The organism is Candidatus Microbacterium phytovorans (assembly GCA_029202445.1).
GTDB lineage: Bacteria > Actinomycetota > Actinomycetes > Actinomycetales > Microbacteriaceae > Microbacterium > Microbacterium phytovorans.
Map to the genome: position 1 here is coordinate 109,144 of CP119321.1, position 24,722 is coordinate 133,865.

General features: G+C 70.6%; 23 protein-coding genes and 1 riboswitch. Of the genes, 13 read left to right on the forward strand and 10 right to left on the reverse strand.

Annotation, left to right across the window (positions count from 1 at the left end; translation table 11 throughout):
* Positions 1-49: 49 nt before the first annotated feature.
* The 4 genes from P0Y48_00500 to P0Y48_00515 are packed head-to-tail and all read left to right on the forward strand — an operon-like array spanning position 50 to position 2,551.
* Complete coding sequence (locus P0Y48_00500; GenBank protein ID WEK13724.1) at positions 50-727, forward strand: TetR family transcriptional regulator; 678 nt, start codon at positions 50-52, stop codon at positions 725-727.
* Positions 724-1,176 (forward strand): hypothetical protein, encoded by a 453-nt coding sequence (locus P0Y48_00505; protein WEK13725.1) that lies wholly within the window; start codon positions 724-726, stop codon positions 1,174-1,176. The genes P0Y48_00500 and P0Y48_00505 overlap by 4 nt, the downstream gene beginning before the upstream one ends.
* On the forward strand, positions 1,173-1,805 hold the full coding sequence (locus tag P0Y48_00510; GenBank protein WEK13726.1) for an SRPBCC family protein: 633 nt from the start codon (positions 1,173-1,175) through the stop codon (positions 1,803-1,805). The genes P0Y48_00505 and P0Y48_00510 overlap by 4 nt, the downstream gene beginning before the upstream one ends.
* The gene (locus tag P0Y48_00515; protein WEK13727.1) at positions 1,802-2,551 is read left to right on the forward strand and encodes a DUF4166 domain-containing protein; all 750 of its coding nucleotides are present in this window, start codon (positions 1,802-1,804) and stop codon (positions 2,549-2,551) included. Before P0Y48_00510 ends, P0Y48_00515 begins: the two co-directional genes overlap by 4 nt.
* A 42-nt stretch (positions 2,552-2,593) precedes the next feature.
* On the opposite strand, the gene P0Y48_00520 is transcribed toward P0Y48_00515, so the two are convergent.
* Complete coding sequence (locus tag P0Y48_00520; GenBank protein ID WEK13728.1) at positions 2,594-4,021, reverse strand: MFS transporter; 1,428 nt, start codon at positions 4,019-4,021, stop codon at positions 2,594-2,596.
* Positions 4,022-4,301: 280 nt separating this feature from the next.
* Entirely contained in the window at positions 4,302-4,652 is a 351-nt protein-coding gene (locus P0Y48_00525) for a Fe-S protein (protein ID WEK13729.1), read from the reverse strand.
* A 76-nt stretch (positions 4,653-4,728) separates the two neighbouring features.
* Here P0Y48_00525 and P0Y48_00530 point away from each other — a divergent pair, with 76 nt between their 5' ends.
* Entirely contained in the window at positions 4,729-5,520 is a 792-nt protein-coding gene (locus P0Y48_00530; GenBank protein WEK13730.1) for a hypothetical protein, read from the forward strand.
* Positions 5,521-5,535: 15 nt separating this feature from the next.
* Here the strand turns inward: P0Y48_00530 and ribH are convergent, their stop codons facing one another.
* The 5 genes from ribH to P0Y48_00555 form a co-directional block, all read right to left on the reverse strand.
* A complete protein-coding gene (gene ribH / locus P0Y48_00535) occupies positions 5,536-6,012 on the reverse strand; it encodes a 6,7-dimethyl-8-ribityllumazine synthase (GenBank protein ID WEK13731.1) in 477 nt (158 codons plus the stop codon).
* Positions 6,009-7,301, reverse strand: a complete 1,293-nt coding sequence (gene ribA, locus P0Y48_00540) for a GTP cyclohydrolase II (protein WEK13732.1) — start codon at positions 7,299-7,301, stop codon at positions 6,009-6,011. The genes ribH and ribA overlap by 4 nt, the downstream gene beginning before the upstream one ends.
* The gene (locus P0Y48_00545) at positions 7,298-7,951 is read right to left on the reverse strand and encodes a riboflavin synthase (GenBank protein ID WEK13733.1); all 654 of its coding nucleotides are present in this window, start codon (positions 7,949-7,951) and stop codon (positions 7,298-7,300) included. Before P0Y48_00545 ends, ribA begins: the two co-directional genes overlap by 4 nt.
* Positions 7,951-8,988, reverse strand: coding sequence for a bifunctional diaminohydroxyphosphoribosylaminopyrimidine deaminase/5-amino-6-(5-phosphoribosylamino)uracil reductase RibD (gene ribD, locus P0Y48_00550; protein ID WEK13734.1), 1,038 nt, complete (start codon positions 8,986-8,988; stop codon positions 7,951-7,953). The genes P0Y48_00545 and ribD overlap by 1 nt, the downstream gene beginning before the upstream one ends.
* A gap of 70 nt (positions 8,989-9,058) precedes the next feature.
* A riboswitch (FMN riboswitch) is annotated at positions 9,059-9,206 on the reverse strand.
* Positions 9,207-9,261: 55 nt separating this feature from the next.
* Positions 9,262-10,206: a phytanoyl-CoA dioxygenase family protein gene (locus P0Y48_00555; GenBank protein WEK13735.1), complete on the reverse strand. Its 945-nt coding sequence runs from the start codon at positions 10,204-10,206 to the stop codon at positions 9,262-9,264.
* A 65-nt stretch (positions 10,207-10,271) separates the two neighbouring features.
* Between P0Y48_00555 and P0Y48_00560 the strand changes: the two genes are divergently transcribed.
* Positions 10,272-11,198 carry a helix-turn-helix domain-containing protein gene (locus P0Y48_00560; protein WEK13736.1) on the forward strand — a complete coding sequence of 309 codons (927 nt, stop codon included), beginning with the start codon at positions 10,272-10,274 and terminating at the stop codon, positions 11,196-11,198.
* Here the strand turns inward: P0Y48_00560 and P0Y48_00565 are convergent.
* Entirely contained in the window at positions 11,176-12,195 is a 1,020-nt protein-coding gene (locus P0Y48_00565) for a LacI family DNA-binding transcriptional regulator (protein WEK13737.1), read from the reverse strand. The two genes, P0Y48_00560 and P0Y48_00565, sit on opposite strands and share 23 nt — an antisense overlap.
* A gap of 142 nt (positions 12,196-12,337) precedes the next feature.
* Between P0Y48_00565 and P0Y48_00570 the strand changes: the two genes are divergently transcribed.
* The 7 genes from P0Y48_00570 to glpK all read left to right on the forward strand — a co-directional run bounded on the left by P0Y48_00570 (position 12,338) and on the right by glpK (position 23,102).
* On the forward strand, positions 12,338-14,377 hold the full coding sequence (locus P0Y48_00570; protein ID WEK13738.1) for a beta-galactosidase: 2,040 nt from the start codon (positions 12,338-12,340) through the stop codon (positions 14,375-14,377).
* Positions 14,374-15,297 carry a sugar ABC transporter permease gene (locus P0Y48_00575; GenBank protein ID WEK13739.1) on the forward strand — a complete coding sequence of 308 codons (924 nt, stop codon included), beginning with the start codon at positions 14,374-14,376 and terminating at the stop codon, positions 15,295-15,297. The genes P0Y48_00570 and P0Y48_00575 overlap by 4 nt, the downstream gene beginning before the upstream one ends.
* Complete coding sequence (locus P0Y48_00580) at positions 15,294-16,223, forward strand: carbohydrate ABC transporter permease (protein ID WEK13740.1); 930 nt, start codon at positions 15,294-15,296, stop codon at positions 16,221-16,223. Before P0Y48_00575 ends, P0Y48_00580 begins: the two co-directional genes overlap by 4 nt.
* Positions 16,224-16,275: 52 nt before the next feature.
* Positions 16,276-17,613 (forward strand): sugar ABC transporter substrate-binding protein, encoded by a 1,338-nt coding sequence (locus P0Y48_00585; protein ID WEK13741.1) that lies wholly within the window; start codon positions 16,276-16,278, stop codon positions 17,611-17,613.
* Between the two features lie 7 nt (positions 17,614-17,620).
* Entirely contained in the window at positions 17,621-19,717 is a 2,097-nt protein-coding gene (locus tag P0Y48_00590; protein ID WEK13742.1) for an alpha-galactosidase, read from the forward strand.
* 19 nt (positions 19,718-19,736) lie between these two features.
* Complete coding sequence (locus tag P0Y48_00595) at positions 19,737-21,485, forward strand: glycerol-3-phosphate dehydrogenase/oxidase (GenBank protein ID WEK13743.1); 1,749 nt, start codon at positions 19,737-19,739, stop codon at positions 21,483-21,485.
* Between the two features lie 84 nt (positions 21,486-21,569).
* Positions 21,570-23,102, forward strand: a complete 1,533-nt coding sequence (glpK, locus tag P0Y48_00600) for a glycerol kinase GlpK (GenBank protein ID WEK13744.1) — start codon at positions 21,570-21,572, stop codon at positions 23,100-23,102.
* Between the two features lie 3 nt (positions 23,103-23,105).
* Here the strand turns inward: glpK and P0Y48_00605 are convergent, their stop codons facing one another.
* Both P0Y48_00605 and P0Y48_00610 read right to left on the reverse strand, forming a co-directional pair.
* Positions 23,106-23,984 carry an Fpg/Nei family DNA glycosylase gene (locus P0Y48_00605; GenBank protein ID WEK13745.1) on the reverse strand — a complete coding sequence of 293 codons (879 nt, stop codon included), beginning with the start codon at positions 23,982-23,984 and terminating at the stop codon, positions 23,106-23,108.
* A 58-nt stretch (positions 23,985-24,042) separates the two neighbouring features.
* The gene (locus P0Y48_00610) at positions 24,043-24,609 is read right to left on the reverse strand and encodes a GNAT family N-acetyltransferase (protein ID WEK13746.1); all 567 of its coding nucleotides are present in this window, start codon (positions 24,607-24,609) and stop codon (positions 24,043-24,045) included.
* Positions 24,610-24,722 lie beyond the last annotated feature (113 nt).

The window sequence follows — 24,722 nt, forward strand, 5'->3', positions numbered from 1 at the left end:
GTGTTTCTCCGTTATTGAACATGTTCAGAAACTGGGATAGGTTCTGAACATGTCCAGTTCCCCTGTCAGCACCATCCCGAAGAGCGAGCGCACCCGTGCCGTCATCCGCGACGTCGCCCTGCGTTCGTTCCGAGAGCGCGGATACGACCACACGACGATCCGGCTCATCGCGGAGGAGGCCGGTGTCTCGGTGGGCACCACGAACTACCACTTCGCGTCGAAGAACGACCTCGTGCAGGAGCTGTACCTCGATGTGCAGCAGGCCCACCTCGACGCGGCCCTGCCGCAGCTCGAAGCGACCACCGACCTGGTCGAACGGCTCGGGATCGTCTACCGCACCGGCCTCGCGCAACTGGAGCCGTACCACCGGTTCGCCCCGGAGTTTCTCTCCGCCGCGGTGTCGCCGCGCTCCTCGATCAACCCGCTGTCGGGCGAATCGACCGAATCCCGCGACATCGTCGTCGCACTCTTCCGCGACGCCGTGTCCGGTGCCGCCGACCGGCTTCCGCCGGAATTCGACCACGGCTTGCCGTCGGCGCTCCTGCTCGGCCACCTGCTGCTCGCGCTCTTCTGGGTGTACGACACCTCCCCGGATCGCGAACGCACCCGCCGCCTGCTCGACCGCGGTCTGCGGCTGCTGAAGCTCTCGCTGCCCCTCGTGCGACTGCGCGTGCTTCGCAAGCCGCTGCGCGAGCTGCTCGACCTGATCGCCGAGGTGCAGGCATGACCGCCGGCCCCGCAGACCGCCGCCACCCGGTGACCCCACTCGACGCGACGCCGGCGGCCCCCGCGGTTCCCGCCTCGCCGGAGATCGCCTCCCCCCGCGTCGGCTTGTGGAGCGAGAGATGGTTCCGGGTGCTCACGATCCTCAACACGTCGCTCGTGGTCGTGTCGGCCGTCGTCGCGCTGCCGGGGATGTTCGGGGGGCAGGGAGGCGCAGCGTACGGGCTCGTCCTGCTGTTCCCCGTCGTCTCCGTGACGGTCGGGTTCCCTGCGGTCTCGCTGCTGATCATCGCGGCGGCCGCAGCGCTGTCATCGCTGTGCATGTTCCACGTCGAGCAGCGAGGTGTCAGGTTTCTCCGCGCGATGACGGTGTGGGGCACGATCATGCTCACCGTGCCGTCGATTCTGATCGCGGTGCTGTGGGGTCCCGGACTGCTCGGTTCGCTGTGGTGACGCGCACCGCGGAACGCGGCCGTGCCCGCGCTCACCGCCCCGTCTATGTCCGGATCCGCATCCGCGCGTCGCTGGATCGTGTGTGGCACCTGACGCAGGAACCCGGACAGCACGCGCGGTGGGATGCCCGATTCAGTCGGATCACGCCGGTCGGTGCGCTGGAGGGTGACGGCATCCGGTTCCGCTACGCACGCCGGGTCGGACCGTTCGTGATCTCCGGGAACGGCACGACGGTCGGAGAACGGGAGTCGGGCGGCGGCACGCGAACTTCGGTGCTCCGCTTCGATGCCGACGACCGGCGCTCGCCGCTGGGCGACGGCCGCGGCTACTGGCGCTACGAGGTGGACGGCGACGAGGTGGTCTTCACCACGGGGTACGACTACGCGCCGAACTGGGGGCGTGTCGCCGACATGCTCGTGCGGCCGCTGATCGGGTGGCTGACGGCGTGGAGCTTCGACCGGCTCCGCATCTGGGCCGAGACGGGCACCCCGCCCGAGCGGTGGCCGCTGCGCTCCGTGCTGGCGTGCTGGCGTCGCGACAGACCGCGCGCGGGACGATGTGACCGCCGAGCCCCGCGCCGCCCGATGGCCGACGCGCCCGCCGCGCTGCGACAGTTGGCGCGCCCGTGACTGCCGCGACACGCGAGCCCCCGCCCACCGGCTCGCGCCACGCCGCGGCATCCGCTCCTCTTCCGGCTCTCGGGACGACCTCGATGTTCGAGCGCGCGATGGGCGAGGACTTCGCTCGGCTGCACCCCATGCTCCAGCGCCGGTTCGGGGTGGGCCTCGCCGCCGGCTATGCGTGCGTCGGGCGCGGCACGATGCACCGCATCCGACGCGGCCCCTGGTGGACGGTGCCGTTCCTCCAGCTCGGCCGCTTCCGCAGCATCCTCGTGCCCGAAGTCGCCGACGACGTCCCGTTCAGGATCGACAACTACCCCTACCTCGACCCGTTCGGGCGCGAGACGGTGACCTTCGTCCGCGAGTTCCGGATGCCGCGCGCCCCGCGCCGCTTCGACGCCACCATGATCCTCAGCGCGAGCGGGACGATCGTCGACTACCTCGGCAGTCATCAGCACCTCGCGGTCGACCTCGAGCTGACGGCCGAGCCCGACGGCAGTCTCCTCCTGCGGTCGGGCGCGCAGCGGTTCCGCGAAAGGCCCCTCGCGTTCCGGTTCCCCCTGCTCTTCAGCGGTCGCGCCGAACTGCGCGAGAGCTACGACGACGAGGCGGAGGTCTTCCGCATCCGGCTCGAGGTGCGCAACCGGCTCTTCGGGTTCCTGTTCGGATACGAGGGTGAGTTCCGCTGCACGTTCCCCGCCGCGGCGCCCGTGCCCGCGCGCATCCTTCCGGTGCGACACGAGCGACGGGAATGACGGATGCCGCGGGGCCTCGCGTCCCGCCCCGACGTCATGACGTCAGAGCGCGCCGATGTTCGACTCGTACTCGATGTCCTTCGTCTCCTTCGAGAGCCACAGGGCGATGAAGGTCAGCACGGCCGAGCCCGACAGGTAGATGCCGACCAGCCACGGTGAGCCGCCCGCCGCCGCCCACAGCGCGGTCGCGACGATCGGCGCGAGCGCGGCACCGAGGATCGAGGAGACGTTGTACGAGATCGCCGAGCCGGTGTAGCGGACGTTCGTGGGGAACAGCTCCGGCAGGAGCGCGCCCATCGGCCCGAAGGTTGCGCCCATGAGCATGAACCCGAAGATGAGGAAGGCCTGCACGAGGGCGCCGCTGAACTTCGGATCGAGCTGCGGCATCAGGAAGACGCTGAAGAGCAGCCCGAAGACCCCGATCCCCGCGGTGATCCACAGGAGCAGGCGACGCCGTCCGATACTGTCGGCGACCGGCCCGGACAGCAGGGTGAAGACACCGAAGAAGACGACGCCGATGATCTGCATGATGACGAAGTCGGTGTAGCCGAACCCGAGACCCGCCACGTAGGTCGTCGCATCGAACGGCTGGCCGGCGGCATCCGCGGCGGCTTGCGCGCCTTCGGTGGTCGCCTTCGTGCCGTAGGCGAGGGTGAAGCTCGTCATCAGGTAGAAGAGCACGTAGGTCGCGAGCATGATGAACGTGCCGAGGATGAGCTGCCACCAGTGGCGCCGCAGCACGTCGCCGAGCGGGAAGCGACGGATCGCACCGCTCTTCTCCGCGCGGGCGAACGTCTCCGACTCGACGAGCTTGAGGCGCACCCAGAGCCCGACGATGACCATCACCGCCGAGAAGAGGAACGGCACGCGCCATCCCCACTCCAGGAACGCCTCGGAGCGCACGGCCGGGCCGTCGGGGTGGGGGAGGGCGAAGTTGATGAGCAGGAAGACGGTGTTCGCGATGATGAACCCGATGGGGGCACCCAGCTGCGGGAACGTGCCGTACCAGGCGCGCTTGCCCTTCGGCGCGTTCTCGGTGGCCACCAGCGCCGCCCCCGACCACTCACCGCCGAGTGCGAAGCCCTGGAACAGCCGCAGGATGAGGAGGAGCACCGCAGCCCACACGCCGATCTGGTCGAACGTGGGGAGGAAGCCGATGAGGAAGGTCGCGATCCCCATCGTCAGGAGGGATGCCACGAGCGTCGCCTTGCGGCCGAACCGGTCGCCGAAGTGACCGAAGACGACGGCCCCGACGGGGCGGGCGACCATCGCTGCACCGAAGACGCTGAACGACAGGAGCAGCGCGGTGGTGTCGTTGCCGGTGGGGAAGAAGAGGATCGGGAAGACGAGGACGGCGGCCGTCGCGTAGACGTAGAAGTCGTAGAACTCGATCGTCGTGCCGATGAGGCTCGCAGTGATGACACGCGAGCGGGGGTTGGCGGGTGCGAGCGCGGGAGCGGAGTGTGACATGAAAGCCCTGGGGAGAGGCGCTGGAGAGACGCGCTGAGGAGAGGCGCGGGGAAGCAGCGCTGCGGAGACGTTCGTGGTCCTCGTGGGACAGACCGGGCGGGGTCGCGCGGTGCGCGGGGATGGTGCGCGGGGCGCGGCGTCGCGGGGGGGGAGACGTCCGGTGATGGTTCACCTGCGGACGACGAACAAGCCTACCTTCGCCCACCGCAGGGGCGGGCCGCCGCACGACGAACCGCCCGCCGCGGGACGCGACGGGCGGTGGTGCCTTGCGAACGGGCGGTCAGCGCCAGAGCACCGCAAGGGCGGCGTTGAGGAATGTGAGGATGCCGATACCCCAGAACACGGCAGGCGGCACGCTCCCGGACTTGCGCTGACGTCCCGCGCCGATGCCGAGGAGAGCGCCGATGACGAGCAGCACGACGAGCTTGGTGCCGATCTTGGCGTAGTTGAGGTCGTACTCGATGCCCCACGGTGCCGCGAGCGCCAGGCCCGCGACGCCCGCGATGGCGAGGCCCCAGTGCTGGAGGCGAGTGATGCGGTGCTGACCGAAGGCCTCGACGACCCAGGCGCCGAACAGCACGGCGAATCCGACGAGGTGGACGAGGACGACGGCGTGACGCAGGATCTCCATAGCCTCAGTCTAACTGAAGGTGACCGTCTCCGCGGACGCAGCAGGCGATGTCCGCCGCTACCGGCACACTGGGGTCATGCTCGCGCCCGGTGACCGCCTCCCCGACCCGCCCGACCGCACCCCCGACCTCGCGGACGACTTCTCGGGCGGCATCTCGGCCGAGCGGTGGGTACCGCACTATCTCCCGCAGTGGACCACCCCCGAACGGTCGGCGGCGCGTCTGCGCGTCGTACCCCGCGGTGTCGAGCTGCGCATCGAGGAAGACCAGCCCGACTGGCGCACCGAAGACGCGCCGCTGCGGGTGTCGAACCTGCAGACGGGTGCCTTCTCGGGGCCGCTCGGTTCCGCGGTCGGCACGCATCGGCATCGACCGGACGGCCTCTCGGTGCGCACGCCCGTCGGCGCCCGCCTCCTCTTCGCACCGGCGGCAGGACGCATCGACATCGTGGTCTCGGCCAGCCGCGACCTCGGGTGCATGACCGCCGCGTGGCTGGTGGGCACCGAGCATCGCGGCCCGACCGAGGCGGGTGAGATCTGCGTCTTCGAGATCGATGCGGAGGCGATCGGTCCCACGACGCAGGCGCGCGCCGGCGTCAAAGCGCACGGCGACGAGCGGCTCGTGACCGACATGGCGCCGGTGAGCGTGCCCGTCGACGCGAGCAGGCGGCACACCTGGACGGTGATCTGGGGCGGGGGTCAGACGGTCATCGGCTGCGAAGGTGTCGTAGTGCGGGCCATCGCGCAGGCGCCGTCGTATCCGCTCTTCCTGATGCTCGACCTCTTCGAGGTCGCCCCTCCCGCGGGTCGCTACCCGAAGGCGGCCGTGTTCCACGAGGTCCGCGGGTGGGAGACCGTTCCCGCCGGCTGAGTGCCGGTCGCGGGGTCAGGCGCCGCGGAGTTCTCGCAGGAGGAGAGCGGTGCGCAGCGCGGCGTCGGCCGCCTCCGCGCCCTTGTCCTCCTTCGAGTCGGGAAGACCCGCGCGATCGAGACCCTGCTGCTCGTCGTCCAACGTCAGGACGCCGAAGCCGACCGGCTTGCCGGTCTCGATGGCGACCCGCGTGAGCCCGTCGGTGGCGGCCGACGACACGTACTCGAAGTGGGGCGTGCCGCCGCGGATGATCACCCCGAGCGCGACGACCGCATCGGCCCCGGCATCCAACGCGACCTTGCTCGCGACCGGGAGCTCGAACGAGCCCGGCACGCGGACGAGTCGCCACGATGCGCCGGCGGCGTCGAGCACGCGCTCCGCTCCCGCGATCAGTCCGTCGGTGATGACGTCGTGCCAGCTCCCGGCGATCACGACGACACGCAGTCCCGTGCCGTCGACGCGGTCGACCTTAGGTGCACCGTGTCCGCTCATGCGTGGTCCTCCTTCGCGCCGGCGAGCTGCGCCGACGCGGTCAGGGCGCTGTCGAGTTCGGCGCCGTCGATGATGTGCCCCATCCGCTCGGCCTTCGTGGCGAGGTACTGATGATTGTTCGGGCCGACACCCACCAGCAGCGGGACCTGCTCGACGATGTCGAGCCCCAGTCCGCGCAGCTGGTTGACCTTGTCGGTGTTGTTCGTCAGCAGGCGCACCCGCTCGATGCCGAGGTCGGCGAGGATGCCGGCGGCGGCGGCGTAGTCGCGCGCGTCGGCGGGGAGACCCAGGGCGAGGTTGGCGTCGACAGTGTCGAGGCCGCGCTCCTGCAGGCTGTACGCGCGCAGCTTGTTGATGAGGCCGATGCCGCGACCCTCGTGCCCGCGCATGTAGATGACGACGCCGCCGTCCTGCTCGATCGCGTCGAGTGCGGCATCCAACTGCGGCCCGCACTCGCACTTCAGCGAGCCGAACGCCTCACCCGTGAGACACTCGGAGTGCACGCGGACGAGCGCGGCGTCTTCGGACAGGTCACCGGAGACGACCGCGATGTGGTCGGTGCCGGTGATGCGGTCCTTGTATGCGAGGAAGCGGAAGGACCCGTGCGAGGTCGGTACCTTCGCCTCTGCGCGCAGGCTCACGCGCCGCCGCGCACCACGGTCGGCGGGGGCGTGACCCTCGCTCGTGCCGTCGAGGTGGGCGATGAGCTGCTCGATCGTGATGACCGGCACGCCCTCGCGCTCGCCGAGCTCGAGGAGGCCGGGCAGGCGCATCATGCTGCCGTCCTCCGCGACGACCTCGCCGATCGCCCCGACGGGCTGGAGGCCCGCGAGCTTCATCAGCTCGACGGCCGCCTCGGTGTGGCCGGCGCGTTCGCGCACGCCGCCGTCGACGGCGCGCAGCGGCAGGACGTGGCCCGGGCGGATCACCGACGACGGCGTCGACGTCGGGTCGGCCAGCACGTTGAGGGTGTGCGACCGGTCGGCGGCGCTGATACCGGTCGAGACGCGGTCGGCGGCGTCGACGCTGACCGTGTACGCGGTGCCCCGGCTGTCCTCGTTGACCGCCACCATCGGCGGCAGGTCGAGCCGGTCGGCCCAGTCGGCGGGCATGGGGGCGCAGAGGAAGCCGCTGGACCAGCGGATGGTCCACGCGAGCCACTCGGGCGTGGCGAGCTCGGCCGACAGGATGATGTCGCCCTCGTTCTCGCGGTTCTCATCGTCGGCGACGATGACGGGCTTGCCCGCGCGCAGGGCGTCGAGGGCTTCGGGGATGGTGGCAAGGCTCATCGGGAGCCTCCTTCGATCGGTGCGGTGGTCAGTGCGGTGGGTGCGGTGGAAAACGCGAGGAGGCGCTGCACGTGGCGCGCCAGGATGTCGGTCTCGAGGTTCACCCGGTCGCCCGGGGCGAGTGCGCCGAGGGTCGTCTTCTCGAGTGTCTCGGGGATGAGCGAGATCTCGAACCAGTGGCTGCCGGCATCCGGAGCGCTCGCTGCCGACACGGTGAGGGACACGCCCTGCACGGAGATGGAGCCCTTGTCGACGACGAGCGGGGCGAGGTCGGCGGGCAGGCCGATGCGGATGACGCGCCACTGCGCGCCGGGGCGCACCTCGATCACGTCGCCCGTGCCGTCGACGTGTCCCTGCACGATGTGACCGCCCAGGCGGGTGTGCGCGGCGAGGGCGCGCTCGAGGTTGACCTCGGTGCCGACGCCGAAACCGCCCAGCGACGACATGTCGAGGGTCTGCTTCATGACGTCGGCGGTGAACCAGTCCTCGCCCTGCTCGGTGACGGTGAGGCAGACCCCGCTGACGGAGATCGAGTCGCCGCGCTGCGCGTCGGACACGGCGAGGGGTGCGCGCACGGTGAGTCGCACACCGTCGCCCGACGCCTCGATGGCGGTCACGGTGCCGCGCTCTTCGATGATTCCGGTGAACATCAGGGGGTCTCCTCCTCGGAGCGGGGGCGGGGGTGGGCGACGATCAGCAGGTCGTCGCCGAGATGCTCGACGGATGCCACGTCGAGTCGCTGCTGCTGGTCGATCGTGGTGACGCCGACGTCGCGGACAGCCAGGTGGTCGCCGCCGAGGAGCGTCGGGCCGACGTACGCGAGCACCTCGTCGGCGAGGCCCGCGCGGAGAAACGAACTGGCGAGGGTGGGCCCGCCCTCGACGAAGACGCGGTGGATGCCGAGCTCGCGCAAGCGGTCGAGCAGGTCGGGGAGGTCTTCGCCCTCGTCCTGGATGAAGGGCTTCGGATGCCGGCGCACGGCGGCCTCCTGCGGAACGGCGCGCGTTCCGATGACGACCGGCCTCGGCTGCGCGTCGTAGAGCGACCCGTCAGGGCGCCGGGCGGTCAGAGCCGGGTCGTCCGCCAAGAGCGTGCCGGTGCCGACGACGATGGCATCCGCGTCGGCGCGCCGGCGATGCACGTCGGCCCGTGCGTCGGGGCCCGTGATCCACTGGCTCGTGCCGTCGGCCGCCGCCGCGCGTCCGTCGAGGGACTGCGCCCACTTCACCGTCACGTGCGGACGGCCGAGGCGCTGCACGGTGAGCCACGAGTCGAGCAGCGCCGTCCCCTCGTCGACGAGGAGCCCCGACTCGACGTCGACCCCGGCAGCGCGCAGGCGCTCGCCGCCGCCGGAGGATCGTTCGCCCGGGTCGGCGACCGCGTAGACGACGCGCGCCACGCCCGCCTCGATGAGGGCCACGGCGCACGGACCGGTGCGGCCGGTGTGGTTGCAGGGCTCGAGGGTGACGACGGCCGTCGCGCCGCGCGCGGCGCCGGGTGCCAGCTTCGACAGCGCGTCGACCTCGGCGTGCGCCGTGCCCGCGCCGCGATGCCACCCTTCCGCCAGCACGTCGCCGGCGGGGGAGAGAATGACGGCGCCGACCTGCGGATTGATCCCGCGCGGTCCGTGGGTCGCCAGCGCGAGGGCGCGCCGCATCGCGGCGATCTCGGTGTCGGTGGCGCTCATCCCTGTGTCCTTCGTTCGGACTCCGGGGTGCAGTCGACGCCATCACGATGCGCGCATGCGTCGCGTCGTGATGTGCTTCCTCCCATCCGGACTAGCGCAGGGCTTTCGCCTTGTCGCATCACCGTCGGTTCCGGAATTCCACCGGATCAACCCCCGCCGGAACGGGGGCTCGCGGACTCTCACCGCCGGTTCGGATTCTCACCGACCCCGGAGCACATCGTGCTTCCGAGTCTAGTCAACGCGCGCGGGCCGGTTTCATTCCGTGACGCGCCCTCATCCCGAGAACGGCACGCTTCCGGCGCTGCAGTACGAGCCCGGCGAGTGCACGCCGTGCGCGATCCGCAGCTCCGTCTCGTCGTCGCCGGTCACCTGCGGAGCGAGGGATGCCGGGACGTTCCACGCGAACGCCTCGGCCTCGGGATTGCGGCGCGCGTGCTCGCGGAGCGCGACGGGCAGGAGGCGCAGTCGGCGGTCGATCCATTCGGCATCCCACGGACCTTCGGCGAGGATCTGCTCCGCCGAACGGAACTCGTAGTAGATCGTCCGGCGCAGGCGGTTGCCCTGCACGGCCTCGCTGCCGTGGACGATCATGACGTCGTGGACCAGGACGTCGCCCGGGTCGAGCTCGACCTGCACGACGCCCGGCGCATCCCAGCCGTACTCCTCCTGCAGCTGACACACGTCCACCGGGGCACGATGCGAGCCGGGCGCGACCCGCAGGGCGCCCTCGCCGACGCGCGACGCGTCGAGGTAGACGTCGACGTTGAAGATCCGCCGCGTCCGCGGGTGCACGGCATCCTGGTGCCAGTCGATCGGTGCGCCGTCGCCGGCATCCTTGAAGACGAGCGACTCGTAGGTGGGCACGGCGTCGACCCCGGCGAGGCTCTCGGCGATACCGAGGACGGCCGGGCTGCCGAGTAGTTCGAGGGATGCCGGCTGGTCCTTGCCGTGGAGGTAGTCGATGCGGAAGAGGCGGGAGGCGCCGCCGCGCTGAGCGAACTGGTAGTCCGCGCGCGCCGGATCGTCGATGCCGATGTCGCGTCCTTCACGGATCCACACGTCCGCAGCGTCCTGGAGGCGTTGCAGGAGATCGGCGGGGATGCGGTTCTTGAGTACGAGATACCCGTCTCGGTCGAATTGCGCGACCTGGTCGGGGGTGAGGTGGTAGCTCCGTGCGGGCGGTGCGGGGACGGAGGCCGGGATGTCGATGAGCGTCATGGCATCCACGGTAGAGACGGGGATTCCGCATTTCTTCCGCTCCTGCGTGCAAGAATTCCGGGATCATGAGTGTTCACGATGTCGACCGGGCCACCTTCGGTGTGGACTGCTGGCGCGGTGACCTGCAGCCGATGGCGCGCGCTCACCGCCACGACGACATCGAGGTGAATCTCGCCGACGTCGACCTCGAGTACCTCGTCGACGGGCGGCCGGTCATCATGCCCGCGGGGTCCATCTCGCTGTTCTGGGCCGCAAGGCCCCACCGGCTCCTCCCCGCACCGCGTGAGGGATGGCAGGCGTGGATGACGATTCCGCTCTCGCGGGCGCTCGCGTGGGGCATGCCGCAGGAGGTCGTCGAGCGGCTGGTACAGGGGGAGGTCCTGTCGCTGCCGGCCGCAGACGGGGGAGGCGCTGTGGCGGAACGCTTCGCGCAGTGGCGCGAGGAGCTGCGCGCGGACAGCGACCTCGAGGCGCTGCCCCGGCGGATCGCTCTGCTGGAGATCGAGGCCGTCGTGCTGCGATGGGCCACCGCGGTGATCTCGTCGCGCGCGCCGGAAGGTGCTGTCGTCGCGTCGGTCGACGGCATCCCGTCCACCGAGCGGTCGCGGGGCGATCGTTCCAGCCATGCCGGCGCCATGATCGCCTTTCTCTCCGCGCACTCCGCCGACGACCTCACGGTGGCCAACGTGGCCTCCCATGTCCACCTCCACCCCCAGTACGCCATGGCGCTGTTCCGCCGGGCGGCAGGCATCACGATGGGGGAGTACCTCGCCCAGTGCCGCGTCGCCCACGCCCAGGCGCTGCTGCTGTCGACCGACCTGTCCGTCCCCGACGTCGGCGTCGCGGCGGGCTTCCGCTCGCAGAGCCAGTTCTACGAGCGGTTCGGGCGCCTGTGCGGTCAGTCGCCCGCGGCCTACCGGCGGCGGCTGCGCGCGGCGGCGGCGGACGAGGCCCGCCCCGCCGAGCCGGTCACGCCGACTCGCGCCAGATGACCTCGCACTCCAGCAGGATCTCGCTGGGTGCGCTCTCGCCGCGCAGCTGACCGAGCACGAGCGCGGCGGCGGTGCGTCCGAGCTCCTCGGCCGGCTGTCGCACCGTCGACAGGGGCGGCAGCGTGCGGCTGGCCCACGCACTGTCGTCGAAGCCGACGACGCCGACGTCGGTCGGAACGACCCTGCCGGCGGCGCGGAGGGCCTCGACGGCGCCCGCCGCGACCGCGTCGGATGCCGCGAACACGCCGTCGATGTCGGGATGGCGGCTCAAGAGCGCGGTCATCGCCTGGCGTCCGGAGGAGTACGAGTAGAGCGGGACGGGTTCGACCAGATCGGGGTCGAACCGGTCGCCGAGCGCATCGCGGAAACCGGCGAGGCGTTCCGACCCGGAGTCTCGGTCGAGGGCCGCAGCGATCATGCCGACCCGTCGCCGCCCGGTCTCGAGCAGTCGTTCGGTGATCATGCGCGCCGACCCGCGGTTGTCGATGACGACGAAGGCCGCAGAGGTGGCTCCCGGCGGATGCCCGACGAAGGCGGCCGGCAGACGCAGGCGCTCCACGACGCGACCGACGGGGTCGTTGGCGCGGGCCGAGACGATGATGGCCCCGTCGACGGCGCCCCCCGAGAGGTAGCGCGCGACGCGGTCGGTGTCGCGCTCCGAGTCGACGATGAGCACCGCCATCTGGTGGTCGGCGTCGGAGAGCGCGGCGTTGGCTCCGAGGAGGATGCCGCCGATGTTCGGGTCGTCGACGAACAGCGAGTGCGGCTCGTGGACGATGAAGGCGATCGACTCGGTGCGCTGCATGACCAGATGGCGCGCCGCTGTGTTGGGTACGTAGCCGACCTCTGCGATCGCGGCCTCGATCGCCTCGCGCGCGGACGCGGAGACATAGGGGTCGCCGTTGACGTAGCGGCTGATGGTGCCGCGGGAGACGCCCGCCACGACGGCTACGTCGTGGACGGTTGCTCGCCGCGGTCGCGGTCCCTTCGCCGACACGCCCCCCACTGTAGCGCTGTCGAGGGTTGACACGGCGGAGCGCGGATGCCATTCTGTGTACGTTCACAGAAGCTCAGAGCCGAACTTCGACCTCCGAATCTGTGCACGTGCACACATCGTCGACGACATCGAAGGAGATCTCGTGGACCTGGCCCTGGTCGACGCCCAGCGCACCTCAGCGCGGACGCCGTACGTGCCGCGCGGCATCGACTTCGGGTGCGATTACAACCCCGAGCAGTGGGACCCCGCGGTCTGGCGGGAGGATGTCGCGCTCATGCGCCAGATCGGCGTCTCGCTCGTCGCCATCAACATCTTCGGCTGGTCCGACCTGCAGGCTCCCGACGGCTCGTTCGACTTCACGAACCTCGACGAGATCATCGACCTCCTCCACGCGAACGGCATCCGCGTGAACCTCGGCACCGGTACGTCATCGCCGCCGCCGTGGCTGACGACGCGCCACCCCGATATCCTGCCCGTCGCCGACGACGGCACGCGCCGCTACCCGGGCGGTCGGCAGGCCTGGTGCCCGAGCTCGCCGATCTTCCGGCGGGCGGCCCTCGCGCTCGCCGAGGCCGTCGCCGAGCGCTACGGCCGGCATCCCGCGATCGCCCTGTGGCACGTGTCCAACGAACTCGGATGCCACAACGCGCACTGCTACTGCGACGAGAGCGCCGCCGCGTTCCGTCGCTGGCTGCGCGCCCGCTACGGCACGATCGCCGAGCTCAACCGCGCGTGGGGGACGAGCTTCTGGTCGCAGCGCTACACCGACTGGGCGGAGATCGGCACCCCTCGCCGCACCCTCTCCACGCGCAACCCGTCGCAGGTGCTCGACTTCTCGCGGTTCAGCTCCGACGAGCTCCGCGACCACCTGGCCGCGGAGCGCGAGGTGATCCGCCGCCACAGCGACCTGCCCGTCACGACCAACTTCATGGTCACGGCGCACATCCGCGAGTTGGACTACTGGCAGTGGGCGCCCGAGGTCGACATCATCGCCAACGACCACTACCTCGACCACCGGCTCGCCGATCCCCACGGCGAGCTGGCCTTCGCGGCCGACCTCACGCGCGGACTCGCCGGCGGTGCGCCGTGGATGCTCATGGAGCACGCCACGGGATCGGTGAACTGGCAGCCCCACAATCTGGCCAAGCTCCCCGGACAGATGCTCCGCGACTCCCTCGAGCACGTGGCACGGGGCGCCGACTCGGTGTGCTTCTTCCAGTGGCGGGCATCGCTGCAAGGCTCGGAGAAGTTCCACTCCGCGCTCGTGTCGCACACCGGCACCCGGTCGCGTCTGTGGGCCGAGGTGCAGGAGCTCGGCGACGTGCTGGGCCGGCTCGGCGAAGTGGCCGGCACCCGGGTTTCCGGCGACGTCGCACTCCTGTTCAGCTGGGAGGCCTGGTGGGCCTTCGACGCCGAGAACCGCCCGAGCGAGTCGGTCGCCTACCTTGACCAGGTGTGGGCCACCCACCGCGCGCTGCGCGAGGCCGGCGCGACGGTCGATGTCGTCGCCCCGGGGGCGCCGCTCAACGGGTATCGGCTGATCGTCGTTCCGGGTCTGCACCTCGTGCGCGACGCGCATGCCGCCGTGGTCGACGATGCGGTGCGCGCCGGCGCACACCTGCTCGTCACCTTCTACAGCGGCATCGTCGACGAGAACGATCGCGTGCGACCGGGTGGCTATCCGGCCGTCTGGACCGACCTGCTCGGCATCCGTGTCGAGGAGTTCGCCCCGCTGCTGCCGAGCGATGCCGTCTCGCTCACGTCGGGCACCTCCGCCTCCCTGTGGACCGAGCGGGTGGTCGCCGTGGACTGCGACGTGCGCGACCGGTTCGACGGCGGACCCGCCGACGGCGCACCGGCCCTCACGCGCCGCTCCGGCACGCGCGGGTCGGGCGACGCCTGGTATCTCGCGACCCTCCCCGACGCGCGGGGCCTCGACCGCATCGTCGACGACGTGCTGCGCGGTGCGGGCGTCGAGCGTCTCGAGGGAGCCGCCCCCGGCGTCGACATCATCCGACGCGCGAGCGAGGACCGCGGCTACCGCTTCATCATCAACCACACCGCGTCCGACGCGGTCGTTCCCGCCCGAGGCCACGATCTGGTCACGGGCACGGATGTATCCGGAGAACTGCGCGTTCCCGCCGGTGCCGTCCGAGTGATCCGAGAGGATGCCGTGCGATGACCGCCACCGAGGCACTCATCACGACCGACCGCTCCCGACGCACGAGAGGGCGAGGGAAGGTCCACCACAAGTCGGCGATCGCGTTCTTCGTCGTGCCGTTCGCCGCGCTGTTCGTGATCTTCTATCTGATCCCGATCGGGTACGCCGTCGCCAAGTCGCTCATGGTGGTCGAGCGCGAGGGGACGTTCGGCGAGGCGCGAGAGGTCTTCGGCGGGCTCGCGCAGTACGCGCTGGTGTTCCAGAGCGAGCCGTTCTGGTCGTCGGTCGGGCGGGTGCTCCTGTTCGGCATCGTGCAGGTTCCCGTCATGCTCGGGCTCGCGCTCGTCTTCGCGCTGCTGCTCGATTCCCCGCTCCTGCGCGGCAAGCGGTTCTTCCGGTTGGCCTTCTTCGTGCCTTACGCCGTCCCCGGCGTGATCGCCGCGATCATGTGGGGCTTCCTGTACTCCCCGAACCTGTCGCCCTTCGCGGTGCTCACCGGGTCGGTCGACTTCCTCTCCGCCGAGCTCGTGCTGTGGGCCATCGCGAATGTGGTCACGTGGGTGTTCGTGGGCTACAACATGCTCATCATCTACTCCGCGCTCCTGGCGATCCCGACCGACCTGTACGAGGCCGCACGCCTGGACGGCGCGGGCCAGCTGCGGATCGCGTGGTCCATCAAGATCCCCATGGTCCGCTCCTCGCTCGTGCTGACCGCGATCCTCTCGATCATCGGCACGCTGCAGCTGCTCGCCGAGCCGCAGGTCTTCCGCTCGTTCAGCTCGGCGGTGACGAGCACCTACACCCCGAACATGACCATCTACGCGACCTCCGCGATCCCCAACGTCAGCCTCGCCGCCGCGTTCTCCGTGGTCCTCGCGCTCGCGACCTTCGCGATGTCGTTCACGTTCTTGCGCATCACTCGACGGAAGGCAGACGCATGAGCCGCACGGTCGACCTCCCCGCGACGGCGACGTCGCGCTCGTCGCGCTCGCGAGGTTCCGACAGGTCCTCTCGCGCACGCGGTCCGCGGGAGAACCCGCTCTCCCGCGGCGTGGCCATGCTCATCATGGTCGTCTTCACGCTGTACTTCCTCGTGCCGGTGTGGTGGCTGCTGGTGGCCTCGACCAAGAGCCGCGGCGATCTCTTCTCGACCAACCCGCTGTGGTTCGCCGACGCGAACTTCGGCGAGAACCTGTCGGGGCTCCTGGAGTACGACGGCGGCGTCTACCTGCGCTGGATCCTCAACAGTCTCGGCTATGCGGGCGGGGGAGCCCTCGTGGCGACCCTCCTGGCGGGAATGTGCGGTTACGCGCTGGCGAAGTACAGGTTCCCCGGGCGGGAGCTCATCTTCAACGTCGTGCTCGGCGGCGTACTCGTGCCGGCGACGGCCCTCGCTCTGCCGCTGTTCCTCCTCTTCAGCCAGGTGCAGCTCACGAACACGTTCTGGGCCGTCTTCCTCCCGAGCATCGTCAGTCCGTTCGGTGTCTACCTTGCGCGAGTCTTCGCCGAGGCGAGCGTGCCCGACGAGCTCCTCGAGGCGAGCCGCATCGACGGGGCCGGTGAGATCCGCACCTTCTTCACGGTCTCCATCCGGCTCATGGTGCCCGCGCTCATCACGGTGTTCCTCTTCCAGTTCGTCGGGATCTGGAACAACTTCTTCCTGCCGCTGATCATGCTGCGCAGCGACGAGCTCTTCCCCGTGACCTACGGCCTCTACGCCTGGAACTCGACGATCAACCAGTTCCCCGAGCTGCGCACGTTCGTGCTCATCGGCGCGTTGCTGTCGATCATCCCGCTCATCATCACCTTCCTGCTTCTTCAGCGGTACTGGCGCTCAGGTCTGGGCGCGGGAGCGCTGAAGTCCTGAACCGGTCGGTACCAGCCGGAAACCCTGCACGTCCCACCAAGAAAGAGAGATCATGCGACACATGAAGAGAGCCGCCGGTCTGGCGGTCGCCGCCACGCTGGCGCTCACGCTGGCGGCCTGCTCCTCCGGCACCGAAGGCGAAGGAGACACCGGCGACGCTGCCGGCGCCTGCGAGCCGTCCGAGGGCAAGGTCACCCTGACGTTCACCTCCTGGATCCCGGGCATCGAGGATGCCGTGGCGATCTGGAACGAGGCGAACCCCGACATCCAGGTCGAGGTGCAGACGGGCCCCTCCGGCAACGCCGGCACCTACCAGAACTTCTTCAACCAGCTCGAGGCCGGCAACGCCCCCGACCTCGGCCAGATCGAGTACGACGCGATCCCCAACTTCCGCGTCCAGGACGGGCTGGAAGACCTCGGCGTCTGCGCCGACATCGTGGCCGCCAAGGACCAGTTCGTGGACTGGACGTGGGGTCAGGTGAGCCTCGGCACCGACGACGAGGTCTACGGCGTGCCGCAGGACTCCGGTCCGATGGCGCTGTTCTACCGCAGCGACCTGTTCGAGGAGAACGGCATCGCCGTGCCCACGACGTGGGAGGAGTACAAGGCTGCGGCCGAGAAGATCCGCGACCTCGGCGGGTACATCACCAACTTCTCGCAGACCGACATCAACCAGTTCGCGGGCTTCGTGTGGCAGGCCGGCGGTCAGTGGTTCGGCAACGACGGCGACCAGTGGACGGTCGATCTGACCAGCGACGCATCGGTCACCGTTGCCGACTACTGGCAGGACCTCATCGCGAACGATCTGGTCTCCACCTATCCCGCGTGGACCGACGAGTGGAACAACGCCTACAACTCGGGCGAGGTCTGGACCTGGAACTCCGCGGTCTGGGGAGCGAACTCGATCGCCAGCGGCGCCCCCGACACGGCGGGCAACTGGTCGGTCGCCCCGTCGCCCCAGTGGAACGCGGGAGAGTCGGCCGCCGGCAACTGGGGTGGCTCGTCCATCGCGGTGTTCAAGGGCACCGACCACCTGTACGAGGCCGCGAAGTTCGCGCTGTGGCTCAACTCCTCGGAGGAGGCGCTCACGTCGCTCAACGCCACCGCGGCGATCTACCCGGCCACCAAGGCGGGTCTCGACCTGCCCGTGCTGCAGGAGGGCGTCGAGTTCTACGGCGGGCAGAAGATCTACGACGTCTTCGCTGAGGCCGCCGGCCAGGTCAACCCCGACTTCGTGTGGGGCCCGACGATGACGCAGACCTACGCCGACGTGTCGGACGGCTTCAAGTCGGCGGTCGCCGGCTCGGGGACCCTCGCGGACGCGCTGGAGAAGGGGCAGACGGCCACGATCGCCGCCCTCAAGGCGCAGTCCATTCCGGTCGCGGAATAATCGAGAGATGATCCATCACCTTCGTGCCGCGGGCGTCAGCGTCGTGCTCGATGCCCGCGGCACGCGGGTGCCCCGCATCCTCCACTGGGGCGCCGACCTCGGCCCGCTCGACCCGACCGCGCTCGCCGCGTTCGCCGAGGCCCGCGTGCCGGCGATCGCGCCGAGTTCGATCGACGTCCCGTTCTCGCTCTCCGTCTTCCCCGACATCGCCGACGGGTGGACGGGTAGGCCGCCAGTGGCGGTCCAGGTCCCTCGCGCTCAAGGCCGCCCTGCTCGCCCCGCGCTGCTCGGCGCGACCGCCGTCGGCGCCCAGCGGATCGACACATCCGTGGGGTGGGGGGCGGCGCGCATCGACACTCGGTGGGAGCTGACCTCCTCCGGCATCCTGCACATCGCCACGACCGTCACCAATGACGGGAGCGAGGATCTCGCGCTCGCCGACGTGGGCGTCGTGCTCCCCGTGCCGGATCGGGCGCGCGAGGTGCTCGACTTCTCCGGCAGGTGGTCGGGGGAGCGGACGCCGCAACGCCACCAACCCGCGCAGGGCGTGTGGCTGCGCGAGACCCGCCACGGTCGCGGCGGCCACGACGACCCGTTCCTCATGGTCGCGGGTACCCCGGGCTTCGGCTTCTCCCGCGGCGAGGTGTGGGCGGTGCACCTGGCCTTCAGCGGCGACAAGCGGCTGTGGTTCGAACGCTCCGACCTGGGCGCGGCCGTGATCGGCGCCGGCGAGCGCCTGAGCGGCCTCCGCCTCTCCCCGGGCGAGGTGTACACCGCACCCGACGTGTTCGCCCTGTGGTCGGGCGAAGGGCTGGATGCCGTGGCCGCCCGGTCGCATGACTGGGTCCGCGAGACGCGCGGCGCGATGAGACCCCGCCCGGTCACCGTGAACACGTGGGAGGCGGTCTACTTCGACCACGATCTCACCCGGCTCACCGAGCTGGCCAGTGCGGCCGCCGACGTGGGTGCGGAGCGCTTCGTGCTCGACGACGGGTGGTTCACGGGCCGCACCGACGACACGCGGGCGCTCGGCGACTGGACCGTCGATGCGCAGTCCTGGCCCGACGGCCTGTCGCCGCTCGTCGATCATGTGCGCGGTCTCGGCATGGAGTTCGGGCTGTGGCTCGAACCCGAGATGGTGAGCCTGGACTCCGAGCTGGCGCGCGCCCACCCCGACTGGCTGCTGAGCGATCCCGCCACGCCGACGTGGCGTTTCCAGCACGTGCTCGACCTCACGAAGCCCGACGTGCGCACGCACCTCTTCGACGCGATCGACGCCCTGCTCCGCGAGTACCCCATCTCGTTCGTGAAATGGGACCACAACCGCGACCTCCTCGTCGACGACAGCGGCGCGCAGGTGCGGGCCGTGTACTCCCTCCTGGATGACCTCCGTCGCTCCCACCCGCACATCGAGTTCGAGTCGTGCGCCTCCGGGGGTGCGCGCATCGACCTCGAAATGGTGCGCCACGCCGACCGCTTCTGGACGAGCGACACCAACGACCCCCTCGTGCGCCAGCGCATCCAGCAGTGGACCGGACTCCTCCTGCCCCCCGAGTACCTCGGTGCCCATGTGGGAGATGCCCGCGCGCACACGACCGGGCGGGTCTCGCCCCTCTCCTTCCGTCTCGCGACGGCCCTGTTCCTCCACGCCGGAATCGAGAGCGATCTCACCCGCGTGAGCGACGCGGACCGCGCCGCGATCGCCCGCTGGGCGCACTACTACCGCGCACACCGCGACTTCCTCCACTCGGGCCGCACGGTGCACGCCGACCTTCCGGGCGACCGCGCGCTCCTGCACGGCGTCGTCGCTCCGGATCGTCGCCGCGCCCTGTACTGCTACGCCGCACTCGACAGCGCAGACGCGGCGCTGCCGGCACCGCTGACGCTTCCCGGGCTCGATCCCGCGGCCGTGTACCGGGTCGAGGTCGTGGACTTCGGGGTGCCCGCGCACGCCATCGAAGACGCCCCGCCGCCGTGGATCGCGACCGGCATAGACCTGCCCGGCGCCGTCCTCGCGGCGGGGGCGCTCGCCGTCCCGCTGCTCTCGCCGGGCAACGCCCTCCTCCTCGACGTCCGCGCGCTCGACGTCGCCGCCACCGCGTAGCCTCGATACGGGAACACTCATGACCTCACACGACACCTCGCACCCTCGCCCGCACGCCGATCTCGCCCGCCGTCCCTACGCCGACGTCCTCATCATCGGCGGCGGAATCAACGGCCTGGCGACCTTCCGCGACCTGGCGCTGCAGGGCGTCGACGTCGCCCTCGTCGAGCGCGACGACTTCGTCTCCGGTGCCTCGGCGGCCTCGAGCCACATGATCCACGGAGGCATCCGCTACCTCGAGAACGGCGAGTTCCGTCTCGTCCACGAGGCGGTCACCGAGCGCAACGGGCTGCTGAAGATCGCGCCCCACTACGTGCGGCCGCTGCAGACGACGATCCCCATCTACTCGACGCTGTCCGGCATCCTGTCCGCGCCGCTGCGCTTCCTGCGTCACGGCGGGGGCAAGCCGCGCGAGCGCGGGGCGGCGCTGATCAAGATCGGACTCGTGATCTACGACTCCTTCTCGCGCGGCGGGGGGCTCCTCGGCCGGGGCACGGTGCCCCGGCACACCTTCCACGGGCGGCGCCGGTCGCTCGAGCAGCTTCCCCAGCTCGATCCCACCGTGCGCTACACGGCGACCTACTGGGATGCCTCGCTCCACGACCCCGAGCGGCTGGCGATCGACGTGCTCCGCGACGGCGTCGCCGCGGGAGGCGAACGGGCACGCGCGGCGAACTACACCGCGGCCGTCGGCGCCGAGGACGGAAAGGTGCTCCTGCGCGGCGAGGACGGCGAGGAGTTCGCGTTCACGGCATCCGTCATCGTCAACGCGTCGGGACCGTGGACCGACCTCACCAACGCGGCGCTCGGCGACCCCACCCGATACATGGGCGGCACGAAGGGATCCCACATCGTCCTCGACCACGAGGAACTGCTCGCGGCCACGGGCGGTCGGGAGCTGTTCTTCGAGCACTCCGACGGGCGGATCGTGCTGATCTACCCGTTGAAGGGCCGCGTGCTCGTGGGCACGACCGACCTCGAACACGACATGGGCGACCCGATCGTGTGCACCGAAGCGGAAGTCGACTACTTCTTCGACCTCATCGGGCACGTCTTTCCCGGCATCCGCGTCGACCGCTCGCAGATCGTCCACCGCTTCTCCGGCGTCCGCCCGCTCCCGGGCCACGGCGACCTCGCTCCCGGCTTCGTCTCGCGCGATTACCGCATCGAGATGCAGCGGCTCGGCGGCGACGCCGGTCCCGGGGTGTTGAGCCTCGTCGGCGGCAAGTGGACGACGTTCCGCGCGTCGGCGGCACACCTGGCCGACCGCGTGATGGACCTGCTCGCCGTTCCGCGTCGGTCGAGCACCAAGGGGATGCCGATCGGCGGCGGTGCGGGCTACCCGCAGAACGAGCGGGCGCGGCGCCAGTGGCTCGAACCGCACGCGCGCGCCCTCGGCATCGACCGGGCCGCACGGCTGCTCGACCGGTACGGCACCGTCGCGGCCGACGTCATCGCCGCGCTCGGCGACGACGACCGGCCCCTCGACACCCTTCCGACGTACAGCACCGGCGAACTCCGTCATCTCGCCCGCACCGAGCACGTCGCTCACCTCGACGACGTCCTGCAGCGGCGCACGAGCATCGCGTTCGTCGGTCACGCCAGCGCGGCGGTGGCGGCGGAGGTCGCCGCGGTCATCGCGCCCGTGCTCGGCTGGGACGATGCGCAGACCGAGGCCGAGGTCGCCCGGGCGCTCGCTGCCGTGCGCGCCGCGGAGCCCGCCGCCGAGCCCGACGCGTCCGACCGTGTGGAGAGCACCACGCGATAGCGTGGCAGAGCATGCCTCGACCCGTTCCCGCTGAGAACGGGCCGGTCGGGGCCGTGCAGGCAAGTCCGTGAAGAGGAGACGACGATGTCCAGCCATGTGATCGCGCTCGACCAGGGAACGACGTCGACGCGGGCTATCGTGTTCGACGCCTCGGGGTCACCGGTGGCCTCGGCGCAACGCGAGCACGAGCAGATCTTCCCGCGGGCGGGGAGGGTCGAGCACGACGCGTCGGAGATCTGGACCAACGTCCAGTGGGTGCTCGCGCAGGCGCTCGACGACGCCGGGCTGGAGGCCTCGCAGATCGCGGCCCTCGGCATCACCAACCAGCGCGAGACGGTGGTCGTCTGGGACCGGCACACGGGCGAACCGGTGCACAACGCGCTCGTCTGGCAGGACACCCGCACCCAGCCCGCGGTCGACAGGCTCATCTCCGCGCGCGGTGTCGACGCGTTCGCCGACCAGACCGGCCTTCCGCTCGCGACCTACTTCTCCGCGTCGAAGCTCGCATGGCTCCTCGACCACGTCGAGGGTGCACGTGCGGCGGCCGAAGCCGGCGATCTCCTCTTCGGCACCCCCGACAGCTGGGTCGTGTGGAACCTCACGGGCGGAGCGGACGGAGGCATCCACGTCACCGACGTCACGAACGCGAGCCGGACCCTCCTCATGGACCTTCGTACCCTCGACTGGTCCGACGAGCTCCTCGAGGTCTGGGGCGTGCCGCGCGCCATGCTGCCCGAGATCCGCTCCTCGTCGGAGGTGGTGGGCGACGTCTCCGTCGGTGAGCTCACCGGCATCCCCATCGCCGGCATCCTCGGCGATCAGCAGGCCGCGACGTTCGGACAGACCGCGTTCGACGCGAGCGAGTCGAAGAACACCTACGGCACGGGCAACTTCCTCCTCGTCGGCACGGGTACCGAACTCGTGCGTTCACGCGCCGGGCTCATCACGACCGTCGCCTACCGCTGCGGCGACGAGCCCGCCCGCTACGCGCTGGAAGGGTCGATCGCCGTCACCGGCTCTCTCGTGCAGTGGCTTCGCGACAACCTCGGCATCATCCGCAGTTCGGAAGAGGTCGAGTCGCTCGCCGCGACCGTCGAAGACAACGGCGGCGCCTACTTCGTCCCCGCCTTCTCCGGGCTCTTCGCCCCCTACTGGCGCCCCGACGCGCGCGGCGCTCTCGTCGGCCTCACCCGCTACGTCACGAAGGGCCACATCGCCCGCGCCGCGCTGGAGGCGACGGCCTTCCAGACCCGCGACGTCATCGAGGCCGTGCAGGCGGACTCGGGTCACACGCTCGACGAGCTGCGCGTCGACGGCGGCATGACCCGCAACGACGCCCTCATGCAGTTCCAGGCCGACATCCTCGGCATCCCCGTCGTGCGGCCCGAAGTGGTCGAGACGACGGCGCTCGGCGCGGCGTACGCCGCCGGGCTGGCCGTCGGCGTCTGGCGCGACCGCGACGAGCTGCGCACGCACTGGAAGGAGGGCGCACGGTTCGAGCCGAAGATGGATGCCGACGAGCGTGCCCGCCGCTACCGGCAGTGGAAGAAGGCCGTCACGAAGTCGATCGACTGGGTCGACGAGGATGCCCGCATCCTCATGGGCACCACGGAGTGACGTCTACTTGAGCAACCGCGACAGGCGGCGGTCGGCGAGGATCTTCCCGCCCGTCTGACACGTCGCGCAGTACTCGAGGCTGTTGTCGGCGAAGAACACGCTCCGCACCTCGTCGCCGCACACGGGGCACGCCTCGCCCCGTCTGCCGTGCACCGCCATCCCGCGCCGCTTGGCGTCTTTCAGCTCCGCCGGCGGCTTGCCGGATGCCGTGGCGATCGCATCGGCGAGAGTGTCGTGGATCGCCGCGAACAGCCGGTCCACCTCGGCGTCGGCGAGGGTCGCCGCCAGGGCGTACGGCGACATCTTCGCCGCATGCAGGATCTCGTCGGAGTAGGCGTTGCCGATGCCGGCGACGACCGACTGGTCGCGCAGCACGCCCTTGATCTGCGTGCGTCGGCCCGCCAGGAGATCGGCGAGGGTCTCGCGCGTGAAACCGGGATCGAGCGGGTCGGGACCGAGGCGGGCGATGCCCGGCACGTCGCCCGGACGTCGCGCGGCGTAGACGGCGAGTGACTTCTTCGTGCCCGCCTCGGTGAGATCGAAACCGGAGCCGTCATCGAAGCCGACGCGCAGGGCGATGGGCGTCTTGCCCGGACGGATGACGGTCCCCGGCAGCTCGTCGTACCAGCGCAGCCAGCCCGCCTTCGCCAGGTGGAAGATCAGGTGCGGCACGCCGGCGTCGGCTCCGGCATCCGTCTCGATGTCGATGAACTTGCCGTGACGGCGCGCTCCGGTCACCGTCGCGCCCTTCAGTGCGTCGATGGGCGGGTCGTATGTCTTCAAGGCGGCGATGTTCGCCACGGTCGCCTTCGTGACCGACCGGCCACGCAGCCGCCCGTCGAGGAAGTCGACGAGACCTTGCACCTCCGGCATCTCAGGCATGACGCCATCCTGCCACTGCGCGCCGACTCCCGGTCAGGTCGTGAGCACGGCGGCGCGGTCAGGCCGTCAGGACCGGCCAGTCCTGCGGGGTACGGTCGTCGCCCGGAAGGAGCCCGGCGATCCATGCGTCGTCGCGGCGTCCCGTGCTGTGGAGGAGTGCCTGGCGCAGCAGGCCCTCGTAGCGGAACCCGAGGGTGCGGGCGGCGCGCGCCGACGCGATATTGCCGGTGACGGCGCGCCACTCGATCCGAGCGAGGCCCAGGCCGTCGGGGGAGAACCCCCAGTCGATGACGGCGCGCGCCGCCTCGGTCAGCAGCCCCTGGCCGCGGGCTCCGGCGGTCATCCAGTACCCGAGCTCGCCGTGTCCGCGCCCGAGCCGGTGGAGCCCCACCATCCCCGCGAGCACGCCGTCACGGCGGACGGCCCACGTCGCCTCGGAACCGGCATCCCACCAGGCGGCAGTCTTCTCCACGAAACCTTCCGCATGCTCCCGGCGGTAGGGCGACGGAACGGTCGTGTAGCGCTGCACGTCGGGGTCCTGGCACGCGGCGAAGATCGCGTCGATGTCCTCTTCCGTCGGAACGGACAGCACGAGCCGCGCGGTGGACAGAGTGACCGGTTGCATGCCCCGACCCTATCCGTCCGCGATGTGACGGCGTGGGCGGCGGCGCCGTGCGTGAACCGCCGCCGGCGCGGCGGCCGGCCCGGCGCACCGGAGGACTTCAGCGCTTCGGAAAG